The sequence below is a fragment of the Kribbella deserti genome, assembly GCF_042434725.1.
Taxonomy (GTDB): domain Bacteria; phylum Actinomycetota; class Actinomycetes; order Propionibacteriales; family Kribbellaceae; genus Kribbella; species Kribbella deserti.
In genome coordinates this window covers 318,928-335,113 of sequence record NZ_JBHLTC010000040.1, presented here as the reverse complement: position 1 = coordinate 335,113, position 16,186 = coordinate 318,928, and the positions used below count along the sequence as shown (strand labels likewise).

The 16,186-nt window shown below is 68.5% G+C and carries 17 protein-coding genes; 11 read left to right on the top strand and 6 right to left on the bottom strand.

All coding sequences use genetic code 11. The features are described from left to right. The first annotated feature begins 77 nt into the window (after positions 1 to 77). On the top strand, positions 78 to 2,447 hold the full coding sequence (locus ACFFGN_RS32865) for a hypothetical protein (RefSeq protein WP_380056012.1): 2,370 nt from the start codon (positions 78 to 80) through the stop codon (positions 2,445 to 2,447). Between the two features lie 18 nt (positions 2,448 to 2,465). Here the strand turns inward: ACFFGN_RS32865 and ACFFGN_RS32860 are convergent, their stop codons facing one another. Together ACFFGN_RS32860 and ACFFGN_RS32855 are read right to left on the bottom strand one after the other, a co-directional pair. Continuing rightward, a complete protein-coding gene (locus ACFFGN_RS32860; protein ID WP_380056009.1) occupies positions 2,466 to 2,723 on the bottom strand; it encodes a DUF4031 domain-containing protein in 258 nt (85 codons plus the stop codon). Next, positions 2,720 to 3,436 (bottom strand): copper homeostasis protein CutC, encoded by a 717-nt coding sequence (locus ACFFGN_RS32855; RefSeq protein WP_380056006.1) that lies wholly within the window; start codon positions 3,434 to 3,436, stop codon positions 2,720 to 2,722. Before ACFFGN_RS32855 ends, ACFFGN_RS32860 begins: the two co-directional genes overlap by 4 nt. Positions 3,437 to 3,623: 187 nt before the next feature. Here ACFFGN_RS32855 and ACFFGN_RS32850 point away from each other — a divergent pair, with 187 nt between their 5' ends. From ACFFGN_RS32850 to ACFFGN_RS32840, 3 genes are all read left to right on the top strand, one after another. Beyond that, positions 3,624 to 4,664, top strand: coding sequence for a LacI family DNA-binding transcriptional regulator (locus ACFFGN_RS32850; protein ID WP_380056003.1), 1,041 nt, complete (start codon positions 3,624 to 3,626; stop codon positions 4,662 to 4,664). A 108-nt stretch (positions 4,665 to 4,772) separates the two neighbouring features. Beyond that, positions 4,773 to 5,006, top strand: a complete 234-nt coding sequence (locus ACFFGN_RS32845) for a hypothetical protein (RefSeq protein WP_380056000.1) — start codon at positions 4,773 to 4,775, stop codon at positions 5,004 to 5,006. Positions 5,007 to 5,099: 93 nt separating this feature from the next. Beyond that, on the top strand, positions 5,100 to 5,444 hold the full coding sequence (locus ACFFGN_RS32840) for a DUF8819 family protein (RefSeq protein WP_328991061.1): 345 nt from the start codon (positions 5,100 to 5,102) through the stop codon (positions 5,442 to 5,444). A 23-nt stretch (positions 5,445 to 5,467) separates the two neighbouring features. Here ACFFGN_RS32840 and abc-f read toward each other — a convergent pair whose 3' ends face one another. Continuing rightward, positions 5,468 to 7,075, bottom strand: a complete 1,608-nt coding sequence (abc-f, locus tag ACFFGN_RS32835) for a ribosomal protection-like ABC-F family protein (RefSeq protein ID WP_380055996.1) — start codon at positions 7,073 to 7,075, stop codon at positions 5,468 to 5,470. Positions 7,076 to 7,317: 242 nt separating this feature from the next. Between abc-f and ACFFGN_RS32830 the strand changes: the two genes are divergently transcribed. The 4 genes from ACFFGN_RS32830 to ACFFGN_RS32815 all read left to right on the top strand — a co-directional run bounded on the left by ACFFGN_RS32830 (position 7,318) and on the right by ACFFGN_RS32815 (position 11,050). Continuing rightward, the gene (locus tag ACFFGN_RS32830; protein WP_380055993.1) at positions 7,318 to 7,722 is read left to right on the top strand and encodes a hypothetical protein; all 405 of its coding nucleotides are present in this window, start codon (positions 7,318 to 7,320) and stop codon (positions 7,720 to 7,722) included. Beyond that, positions 7,719 to 8,126: a hypothetical protein gene (locus tag ACFFGN_RS32825; RefSeq protein WP_380055990.1), complete on the top strand. Its 408-nt coding sequence runs from the start codon at positions 7,719 to 7,721 to the stop codon at positions 8,124 to 8,126. The genes ACFFGN_RS32830 and ACFFGN_RS32825 overlap by 4 nt, the downstream gene beginning before the upstream one ends. Continuing rightward, positions 8,123 to 9,661, top strand: coding sequence for a multicopper oxidase family protein (locus tag ACFFGN_RS32820; protein ID WP_380055987.1), 1,539 nt, complete (start codon positions 8,123 to 8,125; stop codon positions 9,659 to 9,661). The genes ACFFGN_RS32825 and ACFFGN_RS32820 overlap by 4 nt, the downstream gene beginning before the upstream one ends. A gap of 69 nt (positions 9,662 to 9,730) precedes the next feature. Further along, positions 9,731 to 11,050: an amidohydrolase family protein gene (locus ACFFGN_RS32815; protein ID WP_380055984.1), complete on the top strand. Its 1,320-nt coding sequence runs from the start codon at positions 9,731 to 9,733 to the stop codon at positions 11,048 to 11,050. Positions 11,051 to 11,120: 70 nt separating this feature from the next. On the opposite strand, the gene ACFFGN_RS32810 is transcribed toward ACFFGN_RS32815, so the two are convergent. From ACFFGN_RS32810 to ACFFGN_RS32800, 3 genes are read right to left on the bottom strand one after another with little or no spacing between them, the layout of a single operon-like run. Next, positions 11,121 to 11,768: a DUF998 domain-containing protein gene (locus ACFFGN_RS32810; RefSeq protein WP_380055981.1), complete on the bottom strand. Its 648-nt coding sequence runs from the start codon at positions 11,766 to 11,768 to the stop codon at positions 11,121 to 11,123. Then, on the bottom strand, positions 11,758 to 12,246 hold the full coding sequence (locus ACFFGN_RS32805; RefSeq protein WP_380055979.1) for a Clp protease N-terminal domain-containing protein: 489 nt from the start codon (positions 12,244 to 12,246) through the stop codon (positions 11,758 to 11,760). The genes ACFFGN_RS32810 and ACFFGN_RS32805 overlap by 11 nt, the downstream gene beginning before the upstream one ends. Beyond that, complete coding sequence (locus ACFFGN_RS32800; protein ID WP_380055976.1) at positions 12,243 to 12,464, bottom strand: hypothetical protein; 222 nt, start codon at positions 12,462 to 12,464, stop codon at positions 12,243 to 12,245. The genes ACFFGN_RS32805 and ACFFGN_RS32800 overlap by 4 nt, the downstream gene beginning before the upstream one ends. Positions 12,465 to 12,759: 295 nt before the next feature. On the opposite strand from ACFFGN_RS32800, the gene ACFFGN_RS32795 reads away from it, so the two are divergent. From ACFFGN_RS32795 to ACFFGN_RS32785, 3 genes are all read left to right on the top strand, one after another. Next, positions 12,760 to 14,784 carry a serine/threonine protein kinase gene (locus ACFFGN_RS32795; protein WP_380055972.1) on the top strand — a complete coding sequence of 675 codons (2,025 nt, stop codon included), beginning with the start codon at positions 12,760 to 12,762 and terminating at the stop codon, positions 14,782 to 14,784. Between the two features lie 67 nt (positions 14,785 to 14,851). After that, positions 14,852 to 15,643 (top strand): thymidylate synthase, encoded by a 792-nt coding sequence (locus ACFFGN_RS32790; protein ID WP_380055969.1) that lies wholly within the window; start codon positions 14,852 to 14,854, stop codon positions 15,641 to 15,643. Beyond that, a complete protein-coding gene (locus ACFFGN_RS32785; protein ID WP_380055966.1) occupies positions 15,640 to 16,128 on the top strand; it encodes a dihydrofolate reductase in 489 nt (162 codons plus the stop codon). Before ACFFGN_RS32790 ends, ACFFGN_RS32785 begins: the two co-directional genes overlap by 4 nt. Positions 16,129 to 16,186 lie beyond the last annotated feature (58 nt).

Here is a 16,186-nt window from a genome sequence, read left to right as displayed (position 1 = left end):
TATCGCTTTGGCCACGACCCTAACCGGAAGCGAAATCCACTCGTTGCTGGCTACTGTGCGATGCGAGACTTCCGGCCATGGAGCTGCGTGACCGGTGGAATCGCCTGCTGCCGGACGCCCAGCCGCTCGGTGAGGATCTGCTCGCCCGCTACGCCGAAGATCACCGCCACTACCACGATCAGCGCCACCTGTGTGAAGTCCTCGACGTCATCGACGAACTGGCCGATCTGAGCGATGACCCGGTCGCGGTCCGGCTGGCCGGCTGGTTCCACGACGCGATCTACGATCCGCAGGCCGATCCCGGTGAGAACGAAGAGGTCTCGGCGCAACTGGCCGAGCTCGAACTCGGTGCCTACGGCGTGGCCCCCGAGCGGGTCACCGAGGTCGGCCGGCTGATCCGGCTCACCGCCGATCACCAGGTGGCCGCCGACGACCGCAACGGAGCCGTGCTCTGTGACGCAGACCTGCGCATTCTCAGCCAAGACCAGCAGCGGTACGACGAGTACGCGGCGGCTGTCCGCCAGGAATACGCGCACGTCCCGGACCGCGATTTCGCCCGCGGCCGGACCGCCGTACTGGAACGCCTCGCGGCCAACCCTCTCTACACGACGGAGCGGGCGCACGCCCAGTGGGAGGAACCGGCCCGGGCCAACCTGGAACGGGAACTAGCGGCTCTCCTACCTCAAACGGCTCGACCTGCCGCAGGCCTCATCCCGCTGGTGTACCTGGGCTCGACGCTCGGAGCCACCGTGGCCGGGTCGGTCCTGATCGGCCGGGGCCTAGCCGCTGCAGCGCGTTGGCCCGTCCCGGCGGACCAGCTCACGTCGTACCCGGTCTGGGCGCCTATCGCCGGTACGGCGCTCGCAGCCGGAATCGCCTGCGCCTGGTTCCGCCGCGGGCCGGGTCATCGTCTGCTCATCACGCTTGCCGCAATGCTCGGTCTAGGTGGTGCGGCCGGTGTGGCCGCCACGTTGCTGACCTGGCCGGAGGCACGGCTTGGTGCCGCCTTGAGCGAGCGCTGGCCGTATTTCCTGCTCGGGTCGATCACTTTCATGCTTGCGGGCGGTCTACTCGCTCTAGCCAGACGGCTACGGGCAACGCCTCTCTACGCGGTCGAACCTCGTAGAGCGTTTGGTGTGGCCACTGTCGTCGTCTGCGGGCTAGTCCTTGGTTTCGTGGCTATGGCCGCCGGGAAGCCGTTCGTCCAGGCCCGGCTGGAACAAGCCAACACAGTCAGCACGACGGCCACTGACACCCCTGGAACGATGGCGGTGTCCCTCGACGGCCAACTGGCCTGGAACCGGGAGGTCCCAGCTACCGGCACGATCGCCGGCACTGCGGGCGGAATCGCCGAGCTACGGCCCGACGGCGTCGTCATGGCGGACGCGACCACTGGCGAGGTTCGCTGGCGCTACTCCCGGGCGGACGTCGACGGAGCCGCCAAGACCGGTTCACGGGGTCTGATCGTGTCGAACGACGGGAAGACTCTCGCGGCCTACCTGCCGTACGGCGGTCCCGGAGCCCGGAATGGCATCGAACTCCCGACGTACGCCGTGCTGGACGCGGTCAGCGGTCGTGTCCTGGCTGACGTCCATACGGACGGCAAGGCGCTCGCCGTGGACGCGGACCGCCTTCTGGTGGCCGAAGGGAACTTCCTCGCCTCGCACGGGGTGAGCGCACCTACGCATTGGCGAAGTCGCTCCAGCTGCGTCCTGACCCAGGGCACGCTCACAGCCGGTCTAGCCGTCGTGGTGGACGCCTGCGCCGGTAACAGCGCCGTCGTGCGCGGTATCAACCTGGACCGCGGTGAACCGAAGTGGGAGGTCGACCTCGGCGGGCAGTTCGACCTGAGCGCCGAGCTGGACCCGCAGAACTGGGTCGGCCAGATCATCGCCATCCCAGACACCCGCCTGGTCTCCGGCTTGCTCTGGACCGCCGCGGCCGGTGGCACCCTCAACCAGTGGACGGTCGACGCCGGCGAAGGCCGTCTGACCTGGTCCGCGCCCGTACCTGGCACCCCGCGGCCCAGGCTCGGCCCGAACTCCTGCGACGCCCAGCTGACCGCGACCCGCTCATCCCTCGTCATGGTCGCCTGCCGTGCCGCGAGTGACCCGGGAGAACCCCAGATGTACGACGTCGCCTCGGCCAGTCCGGCCGACGGAACCCCGCAGTGGCATCACCTGCTGCCCGTGCCGCCTCCGCTGCAGCAGCCGAGCTTCGCCCGGGACGGCTTCGCCCAACTGCCCGACGGGCGCATGCTGACGCTGATGCCGCAGCCGGACGGCAGTTGCGCGCCAGTGATGATCGGAACCGCCGGTATCGTCACCAGGCCGCTGGCCCTCAACTCCGGGACCTTCGGCACGCTGACCTGCGAACACCCCCGGGTCGCCGTAGTATCCGGCCGCCCGATCTTCAGCGACGGCAACCGCCTAGCCGCCCTCCGCTGAGCCCAACTGGGTAGGCGGCTACGAGCCTTTACGGTGACGTAGGCCCGAGTCGATCAGCCTGCGAACCAGTACCCGGCTGGCGACCGGTAAGGCGCCCAGCGCGACCATCTCGTCGTACAGCTCGGACGGTACGTCGTAGTGGTCCCGGTCGAAGCCCTTGGCCGGAATGCCCGCGGCCTTCGCGAAGGCGTGCAACTCCTCGAACGACTCGTCACTCACCAGGTGCGACCAGACCTTGCCCCAGCCCGGCCAGACCGGCGGATCAATGAGGATCACGCGTGCCTCCCAACCTCGGCGTCGAGCAGGTTCCGCCAGGCTCGGACGAACCGCGAGTCGACGTACGCCTTGGTCCACGAACCGTCCCGGCGCACCGACGACCCTACGTGGAACCGACGTACTCCCGAGCCCAGCAACCACGGAACATGCTCAGGCTTCAACCCACCTCCGGCCATCGTCACGGCGGCCACATCCGGGTCTTCCTTGGCCCGGCGGCACAAGTCGTCCAACCCGGTCTCGACACCTCGAACCGAACCAGCCGTCAGTACGCAGTCCAGGCCGGGCAAAGTCCGCAATGCCCTCCAGGCCTTCCGCGGATCCAGGGCCGCGTCGATGGCCCGGTGAAACGTCCACGGCGTCCCGGCGAAAGTCCCGACCAGAGCCGCAGTGGCCTGTACGTCGATTTCGGCGTCCGGGGTGAGAAAGCCGAGCACAAACCCGTCGGCCCCGGCGGCCAGGTACTGCTGCGCTAGTCCGGCAAGGCGCTCGACCTCGGCCGGCTCCGTCGTGAACGAGTCGGTGGCCCGCAACATCACCCGCAGCGGCAGATCCGTACTGCGCCGGATCGCGCTCACCGTCGACACGCTTGGGCACAACCCGTCGGACTCCATCGAGGCGCACAGCTCCAGCCGGTCCGCCCCGCCCTCCTGCGCCGCCTCCGCGTCCGCCGGATGCAGCGCGATCACCTCAAGCAACCCACCCGCAACTCCCATACCCCCATCCTCCCCCGCCCCCGCGTGTCGCCGTTCATCGGACGCTAGTGACCAGGCGTGTCGCCGTTCATCGGACGCTTGTGACCACGTCAGCCGGGTCCGGAGATATGCCTTGACGATCCGCCACCAGCTTCTGTATCGTTTTTCTAGAACGATTTAGAAGAACGATACAGAAGGGTTCGTGGAGATGTCTCCCGGGGTCACCATCAAGACCGTCGCGCAGGCCGTCGGCGTCTCGCCGTCGACGGTGTCGAACGCGTACAACAAGCCGGGCCAGCTCTCCACCGCTCTGCGCGAGCGCATCCTCGCGACCGCCGCCGAACTGGGGTACGCCGGGCCCGACGCCGCGGCGCGCACCCTGCGCAGCGGCAAGGCCGGGTCGATCGGGGTGCTGTTCACCGACAAACTCTCCTACGCGTTTTCGGACCCCTATGCCGTCGGTTTTCTCGCGGGCCTGGCCGAGGTCGCCGAGCAGTTCAGCACCAGCCTGTTGCTGATGCCGATCAGCGACGCGGACACCGAGGGCAGTACGACGGCGGTGCGGCAGGCCGCGATCGACGCCGTCACGGTGTTCTGCGTGGACGAGGGCCATCCGGCGCTCGACATGATCAAGGCGCGCGGAATTCCGATGGTCAGCACCAACCGGCAGACCGATCCGGACGGTCTGTGGGTCGCGATCGACGAGTTCGCGGCGGCCGCCGCGATGGGCCGCCATCTGGCCCGGCTCGGGCATCGGGACCTGGTCGTGCTGGTCGACAACAACCGCCCCGCGGGTGGCGAAGCGGTCGAGCTCAGCCTGAGTGACGTGGACTGTGCCGACTGTGAGCAGCGCATCGGCGGCCTGCGCTCGGAACTGGGCGACGTCCGGATCCGGATCATGTCCGGCGGACACAACGCGGTGGGCTCCGGCCGGGTCGCCGCCGAGCTGGCGCTGGACTCGCAGGACCGGCCAACCGCGATCGTCGGCCTCAGCGACGTACTCGCCCTCGGCGCGCTGGAGGCGATGCGCACCCGTGGGCTGACCGCCGGACGCGATCTCACCGTGGTCGGATTCGACGACATTCCCGCGGCGGCCACGGCGGGACTCACCACCATCCGGCAGCCGATCAAGGACAAGGGCCGCGCCATCGGCCGGATCCTGCTCGATCCGGCCGTCACCGAACACCAGGTCCTGCTGCCGACCGAACTGGTCGTCCGCTCGACCAGCGGACCGGCCCCGCGGTCCTGACCGCCGACACATCGAGCCCGGCCGGCTCACCGACACCTCACTGAGCCGCGTTCGGCTCAGTTCATCGAGCCCACCGGCTCATTCAGCTCACCGGAAGGGAGCACAGCCATGTCCTTCATGCCCGGAAACACCGCGGTCGAGAACACCCGTGCCCTGGCCCAGTCGGCCTTGCCCGACGCCCCGCAGATCCACGAGCCGGACCCGGCGCCGCGCCGCAGCCCGGTCACCGGCCCCGTCCGGACCTACGTTCGCGCCCGGTTGAGCGCCACCCTGCGGGCCACCGCCCGGCACGAACTGGCCCTGGCCGACCGGCTCGATCCCAAGCCCAACTGCACGGCCTGAACCCCCTGGCGACCGCCCGCACCGGACGTTGAACGGCAGTGCGGGCGGTCGCCAGGTTTGGGTTGTCGGTGGCGTCTGGCAGGCTGATGGACGATGAACGATCCCGATGTCCTGCTGACCGCCCGTGCGCTGGTGCTTCACGACCTGGCCGCGCGGGGGTTCAACGACCCTGTGATGGTCTCCCTGCTGGAGGACGCCGTCGCGGGTCGCCAGTGGTGGCTCGACCAATGGCCGGACGGCGCCGAGCACATCGCCGGCCTGGTCGCGCAGGACGTTCAGGACCGGCTGGTCGACTCCGGCGTGCGCTGGCCACGGTGTACGGCGTGCGACGAACTGGCCGATCACGAACTGCGGATCGAGCCCGAGCTGGGCCCGGACCCGCACTGGGTGTGCGAGCGCGCGGGCATCAGCGTCAGCCCTCTCGGCCGCCTCACCTAGACGACCCTTCCAGCCGGTGCGGCCTAGGCGGCGACCTCTGCCGGTTGTCCGGCGGTGAGGTGCAGCGTGCGGCCCGCGAAGGCCGAGCGCAGCGAGCGGTCGTGCGTGACCAGAACCAGCACACCACCGAAGCCGGCCAGTGCCTGTTCCAGTTCGTCGACCAGAGCCGGTGACAGGTGATTGGTCGGTTCGTCCAGCAACAGAAGATCGACCGGCCGGCTCACCAACCGGGCCAGGTCCACCCGTCGCCGCTGGCCGATCGACAACGCCGCCATCGGTTTGGCCAAGTCCTCGGCACGGAACAGCCCAAGCGACAACAGCTCGTCCCGATGGTCCTCGGGCGATCCCTTCCGCCCCGCCGCGAACCGCGCGAGCACCGTCTCGGCACCCGGCGAACCGTCGTCCTGGCGGAAGAACCCCACCCGGCCAGTACGGCGTACGCGGCCGCGATCCGGCTTCACCTCTCCCGCGAGGACGCGTAGCAACGTGGTTTTGCCCGCGCCGTTCGCACCCGTGACGAGCAACCGCTCCCCCGGCGTCAGCGACAACTCGGGCACTCGCAAGCGCGAGCCGAGTTCCACATCGTCGAGCTCGACCCCGCCCTTGCGGGTCACCCCGGCGAGCGGAGACGCGAACACCAGCGGCTCCGGCGGACGCGGTACCGGATTGGCCTCCAACCGCTTGAGCTGCTCGCGGGAATTGCGGATCTTGTTCGCGGTGTTGGTCGCGGACGATCTCGAATGGCTGGCGCCCGAGCTGTCCTTCGCGCTCTTGCGGGCGATGCCGTCGAGCCATTCGATGGCCTTGTCCGCGAGTTCGGTATGACGCTCCACCTCCGCCTTCCAGTCGGCGTACTGCTGCTGCCAGCGTTGCCGCGCGGAGGCCTTCGCGCGCAGCATGCCGGCATAACCGTCGCCGTAGCGCCGTACGGCGTGGGTGTCGGCGTCGACCTCCAGCACGGTCGAGGTGACCGCGTCCAGGAAGGCCCGGTCGTGTGTCACGGCGACCACCGTGCCTTTGAACCGGCGCAGGTGCTGCTCGAGCCAGGTGATCGCGTCATCGTCGAGGTGGTTCGTCGGCTCGTCGAGCAGGATCAGCTCGGGTGACGACGCCAGCATCGCGGCCAGCGCCAGTCGCGCCCGCTGGCCACCCGAGAGCGTTCCGATCAGGCGATCACGGTCGAGCCCGGGCAGACCGAGGCCGTGCAGGGCCGCGTCCACGCGCGAGTCGGCCTCGTAACCACCTCGCTGTTCGTACGCCGCCAGCAAGTCGCCGTACCCGTCGAGATCGGTCAGGTCCGCCTCGGCGGCGGCGATATCCCGTTCGAGCGCACGCAGATCGGCCATCGCGTGATCGATGACATCGGTGACCGAGGCCGAGCCGGGCAGGCCCAGCGCCTGTGCGAGATGGCCGATACCGCCGGGCGCGGCGACCACGATCTCACCGTCGGCCGGTTCCTGCAGGCCGGCGATCAGCCGGAGCAGGGTGGACTTGCCCGAGCCGTTCTCACCGACCACGCCCACCTTCTCGCCGGGCCGGATCGACAGCGTGACACGGTCGAGTACCAGCTGATCGGGGTAGCGCACGGTGACGTCGGTCAGGGTCAGTTGGGTATCCGGGCGAACGCGCATACGCGTCTCCTCGTCTTCTGAGTCCGGCCGAAACTGGGCCAGATGCCGAAACAGGGCAGGAGAAACCGGCCGCGGCGCGCTCGAATGGGCAAGCCGCGGGCCGGCCGGATCTCACAGGTAGAAGACGTAAGACATGCCACCCACCGTAGTCGCCGGCCGCGAAGCCGTCATCCGGTTTTTTCAGGGACGAGTCAGGGTTATGAGGTCGCGCTACATGTAGATAGCCTACTAGTGTGTCGATCATGAGAGGCTCCCTGCTGCTCTTGCGCATCCTCGCGGTGCTCCATGCCGTCGCCGTGTTCCTGCAACCGGTCCTGGCCGGCTCGTACCTGTCCGGCAGCGTCAGCGCGATCCGGGCCCATCAGACGGTCGGACTGGGCGTGTCCGTGCTCGCGACGATCCTGTTGCCGATGGCAACGATCTACTGGCGCCGCGGCGGCAGCGGCGCGCCGGCACTGGTGGCCGCGCTGATTCTGGCGGTGGAGTCGTACCAGATCGCGCTGGGCTTCGACCGGTTCCTCGCGCTGCATATTCCGGTGGGCGTCGGGCTGCTGTTCGCCAGCTGCGCCCTCGCGATCTGGACCTTCCGGCCGGCTGCACGGGTCGATCGCCGAGCCGCCCGGCCTGACGGGAGGGCGCTGGCGTGACGATCAGCCTTGCTCTGTTGCGAATCACGCTGCTGCTGCACGCCGCGTTGATCGTGCTCCAACCGGTGATGGCCGGGTACTTCCTGGCCGGTGAGGTGGACGCGATGAGCGTGCACAGCCCGATCGGCTCGCTGGTTTGGATGCTGGCGTTCCTGCAGATCTTCGTCGCCGCCTTGTACTGGCTGGCCGGGCGGGGACGCGGCTGGCCCGTGCTCGCCTCGATCGGCCTGTTCCTCGCCGAGATGACCCAGATGACGCTCGGCCACACCCAGACGATGTCCGTTCACATTCCCCTTGGTACGTCGATCGTGGTGGCCGTGCTGCTACTGACGATCTGGTCGTTCCGGCCGTCGGCGCGGCAGGTTCGCCCGCGCCGGGTGCACCAACAGGAGGTAGCCCGATGACACTTTCCCGACGAGGCTTTCTCGGCGTCACCGGGGCGGCTCTCAGCCTGACTGGCTGCGGTTTCGACCTCAAGCCGTCGCAGACCGCCGAACTGCTTCGGAGTACCGCACCCCTACCGGAGGCCTTTACCCACCCCTTGCCGTTCCCGCCCGTCGCGAAGCCTGTAAGGACGGCGAACGGCGTGGACCACTACCGGATCACCCAGCGCAAGGCGAAGCTCGAGATCCTGCCGGGTCTACAGACGGAGGTCCTCGGGTATGACGGCCAGTTCCCGGGGCCGACGTTCGACGTGCGCAGCGGTCGCACGATCGCCGTCGAGCAGGTCAACCACCTGGACGTACCGACGGTGGTTCACCTCCATGGCGGGCACACTCCGGCCGATAGCGACGGCTGGCCCACGGACCTAGTTATGCCGGTAGGTGGGAGTACTGGCGGTCACGAGCACCACGGCGGCCACGCCATGCCCGGCGACGTACGGCAGGGGCGTCGTACGCATGTCTATCCGAATACGCAACGCGCCGCCACGCTCTGGTACCACGATCACCGGATGGATTTCACCGCACCACAGGTCTACCGCGGCCTGGCCGGCCTGCACCTGATCCGGGACGCCGAGGAGGACGCGTTGCCCTTGCCCGCGGGCGATCGCGAGATCCCACTGGTGATCGCGGATCGGGCGTTCAACGCCGACGGGTCATTCCGCTATCCCGCGCTCGACCCGACCCTGCAAAGTACACCGGGCGTCGAAAACGCTTATATGGAAGGCGTTGTCGGCGATGTCATCCTGGTCAACGGTGCCCCTTGGCCGGCCCTGGAGGTGGAAGCCGCTCGCTACCGCTTCCGCCTCTTGAACGCGTCGAACGCCCGCCGCTACGAGCTAGCGCTTGACCCAGGCCCGGGCAAGATCCACCAGATCGGCAGCGACGGCGGCCTGCTGGACAAGCCGATCGAACACTCAAGCCTGGTCGTCGCACCAGCCGAACGGTTCGACGTCATCATCGACTTCAGCCAGTACGCCGTCGGGTCCGACGTGACTCTGGTCAACCGCCTCGGCTCGGGATCAACCGCCCAGGTGATGCGGTTCAAGGTGACCCGGGCCGCGAAGGACGATTCGGCCATCCCGGCGAAACTCTCGTCGTACAAGGTGGTTCCGGCTCCGTCCCGCGTCGTACGGCGTCAGTGGCGGTTCCGGAAGGGCCAGGCTGGTTCGCATGCGGACTGGGTGATCAACGGGCGGCCGTTCGACCCGTCGCACATGGAGGCTCGGCCGCGGCTCGGGGATTTCGAGATCTGGTCGTTCGTGACGGACGTGCACCATCCGGTCCACGTCCACCTGTCGCCGTTCCAGGTCTTGTCGCGCGGCGGCGGAAAGCCCGGGCCGTACGACGCGGGCTGGAAGGACACCGTCGACGTACGCCCCGCCGAGGTGGTGGAGGTGCTGATCAGGTTCACCGGCCACAAGGGCAAGTACCTGATCCATTGCCACAACCTGGAACACGAGGACATGGCGATGATGGCCGCCTTCGAAACGATCTGATACCTCAGTCGCCCCCATACCAGCCCAAAGTCGGAAGACAGCTGGAACGGCCTTGTTTAGCGTCGGGTCATGACCGAACCGACAACCCGGCGCAGGGTGCTCTGGCTGCTGCCAGCCGCGGCCGCGTGGGCCGCCGTACCTTCGTTCGCCGACGCCGCTGTCCCGGCACCGAAGGGCTTTCTGCTCCGGGACGTGCGGATCTTCGACGGACGCCGGGTGATCGAGCGTGGCTCCGTCCTGGTGGCGGGCGGGCACATCGTCGCCGCGGGCCGTCTACCGCGAATGGACCACCCGGTGGTCTACGACGGCCACGGCCGGACCGTACTGCCCGGGCTGATCGACTCGCATGTACACAGTTATCCGGAGGGGCGGGCGGACGCGCTGCGATTCGGCGTCACCACCGAACTCGACATGATGAACGACCCGGCGATGATTCCCGCCGCGCGGGCCCAACGCCGTTCCGCCAGGAAGACCACGACGGCCGATCTGTGGTCGGCGGGTAACGGGATCAGCGTGCCTGGCGGTCATCCGGTCAACGCAGGCTGGGAGATGCCGCGGGTGACGGCAGAGACGAACATCCCGCGTTTCATCGCCGAACGGGCCGCCGAGGGGTCGGACTACATCAAGTTCGTTTCGGAACCAGGCGGAGCGTCGTTTCCCCTGCCTACGTTGACGCCGCGGCAAATCGAGCAGGTCATCGCCGCCGCGCATCGGCTCGACCTGCTTGCCGTGGGACATGCGGAGAAGCGCAGCGTCTTCCTGCACGCGGTCGAGGCCGGCACCGATGGCCTGGTGCACGTCTTCTGGGATGTGGAGGCGACCGCGGCCGACGTACGACTCGTCGCGCGCAATGGCGCCTTCGTCGTACCGACCCTCTCGGTGATCGACTTCGGCGTCGGCGCGCTGGAACTGCTTGCGGACCGGCGGATCACGCCTTGGCTCAGTCCGGAGCAGGAGTACTTCCTGAGCCAGATCCCTGCACCGCGGCCCGAACTCCTGCGGGTGGCGATGGCCAACGTGCGCAAGCTGCACGAGGCAGGCGTACCGATCCTGGCGGGAACCGATGCCCCGGTCCGGGCCAATGCGTACGGCGTCAGCATGTTGATGGAGGTCACCCATCTGACTCGCGCGGGTCTGAGCCCGGCCGAGGCCCTGACCGCCGCGACCGCCGCCCCCGCTCACCACTTCGGCCTGACCGACCGCGGCCGGATCGCGCCGGGCCTGCGCGCCGACCTTGTCCTGGTCGAAGGCGACCCGACGAGCGACATCACCGCCCTCCGCGATATCCACACCATCTGGAAGAACGGCCATCCCGTCGATCGCACTCCGCCCAGCGCACGCGCCAGTCCTCCTCGCGCAGGAGTTGGTCCGGCCGGCACGGGCGGTTGAGCGTTTGGCCGGCTAGCGCGGGCGGTTGAGCGTTTGGCCGGCCGGCGCGGGTGGTTGCGGGTTTGGCCGGCTAGTGCGGGCGGTTGAGGGCTTGGTGGGCGACGACGGCGATCCAGGCCCAGCCGACGATGACGGCGATCCGCTGGAACAGGCCTGCGGTGTCGACGAGTGCCGCGGTTTGACTGAACCCGGCGCTGGCCAAAACGAACATGCCGAGGAAGACGAGGGCGCTCAGTCCGGAATACGCCGCGAGAGCGAGTGATCGGCGCTTCGCGGACCAGATCGCGTACACCACCATCGAGGCGAAGAGGCCGATGAAGGCGGGTAGCGAGAAGGCGTCGTGCAAGATGCCGAGCGTGGTGTACTCGATCGCCTCAGAGGTTCCGGCTGGGTAGCCGCTGACCGGGTCCGTGCGGAACAGGCCGGCACCGATCAGGCCGATCCCCCAGACTCCGATCAGCGCCGCGACCGCGCGGGACGCCTCGGGACGGCTGCGCCAAAGGCCGACGCCGCACGCCACGGCGAGAGCTCCGGCGATGAGAAAGTTCGCCGTCTGCACCCAACCGGTCGCGCCCAACTGCAGCGAACTGACCGGATGCTTCAGGGGGTCGTATCCGCCGGTGCGCACGGCTCCGGCGATCAGGAAGGTCGCTACGAACACCGGTCCCGCGATCAGGCCCGCCTTCACCAGCAGGCGGGTCCGCTCGTCACCGGCCATCGGCGGCCTCCGCGGTGATGGCCTGGGCCAGCAGGTGTTCGCGGTTGATGTCGGCCAGGGCGAGAACGCGGGCGACTCGGCCCCGGTCCGATGCGAGTACGCCGGCCAGGAGGTGGCTCGGGCCGATCCGCCGTACGGTGCCGCCGGCTTGCTTGTGGATCGACCGCTCCAGAGCCAGCCGCGCCGAGGCGCCGATGCCGGGTTTGGCCTTCGGATCGGGAGTGGGTATCGGCAGCGCGGCGAGTTCGACCCGCACGCCGGCAACGGCCAGGCTCTGCTGCCACTCGCGGTCGAGAGCGGCGCGAATGGAGTCGCGGTCGAGACCTGCTTCCGCGAGGACTCGCTGGGCTGAGGTTCCTTCTCGTGCAGCCAGGGCCAGGAACAGGTGTTCCGCTTCGATCGCTGCGGAGCCGTCAGCCACTGCTTCGTGGCGGGCGTGTTCTACGAGGATCTTCCGTACGTCGATGTCTGTACTCACGATCGCCTCCCCTGAACGACGCCCGCCGCGATCAAGCGCCGAGCGTGCTTCTTGTGCACTGCTTGACGGGTAACACCAAGGACCTCAGCCACCTCGGCCCAGCTCCAGCCCGCCGCCATCGCCTGCTCAACCTGCCCGTCCTCCAGCCGGTCGGCAAGCCTCCTCAACGCAACTACGGCGGCCAACCCGTCCGCCGGCTCTTTCGGTTCCACATCCATGTAGCAACCCTGGTTGACAAGGACCGGGTTGTCAACCTTGGTTGCTTCGCGGGCTCTGTCCGGCGGTTACGGCTAAGGCGGGACCGGGTGGGGGAAGGCGACGATTGGCCCGAATTCGCCCGCCCGCGTTGGCGACCAAAGGCGCCCGCCGCGTTAAGAGGCGAGCGAATGCAGAGCAATCGACACCACGCCGTGACAGCCCGCCACCGCGAAGTGGCGCAACGCTGTGCCGACCCGCCAGCGCAGCGCGAGTGGGCGGAGGTGTCAGGTGGCGGGGATGGGGCACTCGTGATGGATGCGCAGTGGAGAGTCGGAGGGACGCCTGTTGGCGGGGCGGTATCGGTTGCTCGATTCGCTCGGGCGGGGCGGGATGGGGGTGGTCTGGCACGCGCGCGACGAGGTGCTCGGCCGCGAGGTGGCGGTGAAGGAGATTCTGCTGCCGCCCGAACTACCGGACGAAGAACGTGAGGTTCTGCGCCACCGGACACTTCGCGAGGCCCGTTCGGCGGCTCGGCTCAGCCATCCCAATGTCGTTGCGGTGTACGACGTGGTGGAAGAGGAGGGCCGGCCGTGGATCGTCATGGAGTTGGTGAAATCCCGGACCTTGGCCGACGCCGTACGTCGTGACGGGCCGCTGCCCTCCTGGCAGGTGGCACGGATCGGGTTGCAGGTACTGGCCGCGCTCGAGACGGCGCACTCGGCCGGCGTACTGCATCGCGACGTCAAGCCGAGCAACGTACTGCTCGCGGACGACGGCAGGGTTGTCCTGACGGATTTCGGTATCGCCACGCTGGAGGGTGATCCGTCCCTGACACAGTCCGGCACGCTGGTGGGATCGCCCGCGTACATCGCGCCCGAACGCGTTCAGGCGCGCGGTGCGGGTCCCGAGTCAGACCTGTGGTCGCTGGGCGCCACCCTCTACACAGCGGTGGAAGGCCGTGCGCCGCACGATCGCGGTTCTGCCCTGCCGACGCTGACCGCCGCTGTCACTGAGGCTCCCGATCCGCCCGAGCTCGCGGGGCCGCTCTGGCCTGCGCTGGAAGGCCTGCTCCGGAAAAGCCCGGCCGAACGCCTCGACGCTCCGACCGCCCGCCACCTGCTCCAAGAAGCAGCCACCGAACCGAAGTCCGACACGCACAGCGTTCCGCCACCCAACTTCGAAGCCTGCACAGCCCTCTTGCCCAGTGCTTCCGGCGACGAGACGGCACCTTTAGATGGCAGTCCCGGCGACGAGACGGCGGCCTTGCCGGCCGAGTCCGCCTCAGAGACGCCTACTTCGGACCGGGGACAGCGGACTCGCATCCTGCCCGTACCGCCCGCCGCCCCTCAACCCCAAGCCACTACCCCGCCCGCTACATCCGTCTCACCCACAACCCCTTCACCCGCCACGACGTCGCCAACGGCACCCGAGGCGGCTTCGCCTGCGGCGGCTGGGGCCGGCCCGGCGTTGGCCGGCTCCGCGAGCGGCCGGGATGGGGGTGGCTCGGCGTTGGCCGGTCCAGCGAGCAGCGGGGATGGGGATGGCCCTGCGGGGACGAAGGAGTCGCCGGGTAGATGGGGGCCGAAGGCGTTAGGGGTTCTGGCGGCGTGTGTGTTGCTGATCGGTGCTCTCACGGCGTGGACCTTGTTCAATCCGGACGACGACAGCCCCGGACAGCGGTCCGGCGTGGGCGGTACGTCGCCCACGGTCGCGCCCACTAGCGGCGGGCCGTCCGGCTCGGGCCAAACCAGCGCACCCCAGACCAGTAGGCCCCAGAGCAGCGGGCCGAGAACCAGCGCCTCGCAGAGCACGACGCCTTCGTCGCCAGCCTCCACTGCCCCGACCAGCCAGCCGACACAGCCGACCTCCCGGCCGACTTCGACGCCGACCAACCCGGCGGATGCGGTTCCGGCCGGGTTCAAACGGCATAGCGATCCGACCGGCTTCTCCCTCGCCGTACCGGACGACTGGAACGTGGAGCGCAACGGTGGCCGGGTGTACTTCCGCGAACCAGATGGCGGTCGTTTCCTGCTGATCGACCAGACCACCCAACCGAAGGCGGACCCGGTCGCCGACTGGCGCCAGCAGGAGCAGAGCCGCCGCGACGGCTACCCGGAGTACCAGCGAATCCGGATCGAGGCAGTGGACTACTTCGACAAGGCGGCCGACTGGGAGTTCACGTACGCGGGCCGCAACGGACGCCAGCACGTACTGAACCGGGGCGTGGTCACGGGGCCACGGCGGGCCTACAGCATCTACTGGTCCACACCGAACCGGCAATGGGATGACAGCCAGGAGACCTTCCGCACAATCACCAGCACCTTCCAACCGGCCTCCTGAGCCTCGACCCGGGATCCAATCGGCGAGGCCGTCACGGCATGGAGGGTCGCGGAGGTAGATTCGGGGCGTGAAGGCGTATCTGGAGTTGCTCGAGCATGTACTGACGAACGGCACCAAGAAGGGGGATCGCACCGGCACTGGCACGCTGAGCGTTTTCGGCCACCAGACGCGGTACGACCTCTCCGCGGGTTTCCCGGTCCTCACCACGAAGAAGATCCACCTCAAGTCGGTGGTGGGCGAGCTGCTCTGGTTCCTCAGCGGTTCGACCAACGTCAAGTGGCTGCAGGACAACGGCATCAAGATCTGGGACGAATGGGCCGACGCCGACGGTGAGCTCGGACCCGTGTACGGCTACCAGTGGCGCTCGTGGCCGACTCCGGACGGCCGGCACGTCGATCAGATCAAGGCCGTGATCGAGTCGATCAAGACCAACCCGGACTCGCGCCGCCATCTGGTCAGCGCCTGGAACGTCGCCGAGATCGAGAACATGGCACTCCCGCCATGTCACACGATGTTCCAGTTCTACGTGGCCGACGGGCGGTTGTCGTGCCAGCTCTACCAGCGGTCCGCCGACATCTTCCTGGGCGTGCCGTTCAACATCGCGTCGTACGCCCTGCTGACCCACATGGTCGCGCAGCAGACCGGTCTGCAAGTGGGCGACTTCGTGCACACGCTGGGTGACGCGCACCTCTACCTGAACCACCTCGAGCAGGCCGAGCTCCAACTCTCCCGCGAACCGCGTCCGCTGCCGAAGCTCCAGCTGGCCCAGCGCGACTCGATCGACGAGTACCAGCTGGCTGACGTCGAGCTGATCGGCTACGACCCGCACCCCGGCATCAAAGCCCCCATCGCGGTATGACGATCATCCTGATCGCGGCGGTGGGCAGTAACGGCGTGATCGGCCGGGACAACGATCTGCCGTTCCGGATTCGCGAGGACCTGCAGCGCTTCAAGCGGCTCACGTTCGGGCACACCCTCGTGATGGGCCGCAAGACGTACGACTCGATCGGCCGGCCGCTGCCCGGGCGCCGTACCGTCGTGGTGACCCGCCAGCTCGACTGGTCCGTCGACGGCGTCGAGGTGGCCCACTCCCTGGACGACGCCCTGAAGCTGGACGACGCCCTGAAGCTTGCCGAGGGCAACGACCTGTACGTCGCCGGAGGTGGCGAGATCTACCGGCAGGCCCTGCCGTACGCCGATCGGCTCGAGTTGACCGAGGTGGACCAGGCTCCCGAGGGTGACGTCACCTTTCCCGCGTTCGACCGGGCCGAATGGACCGAGACGGCCCGCGAGCCGTACGACGGCTACGCCTTCGTCACGCTGGATCGCCGCCGCCCCAGCTGACCGGGCTCCGGGTTGCCGCATCGTTGCTGGATTGTGGCGCCGAAACGGACCGGGAACC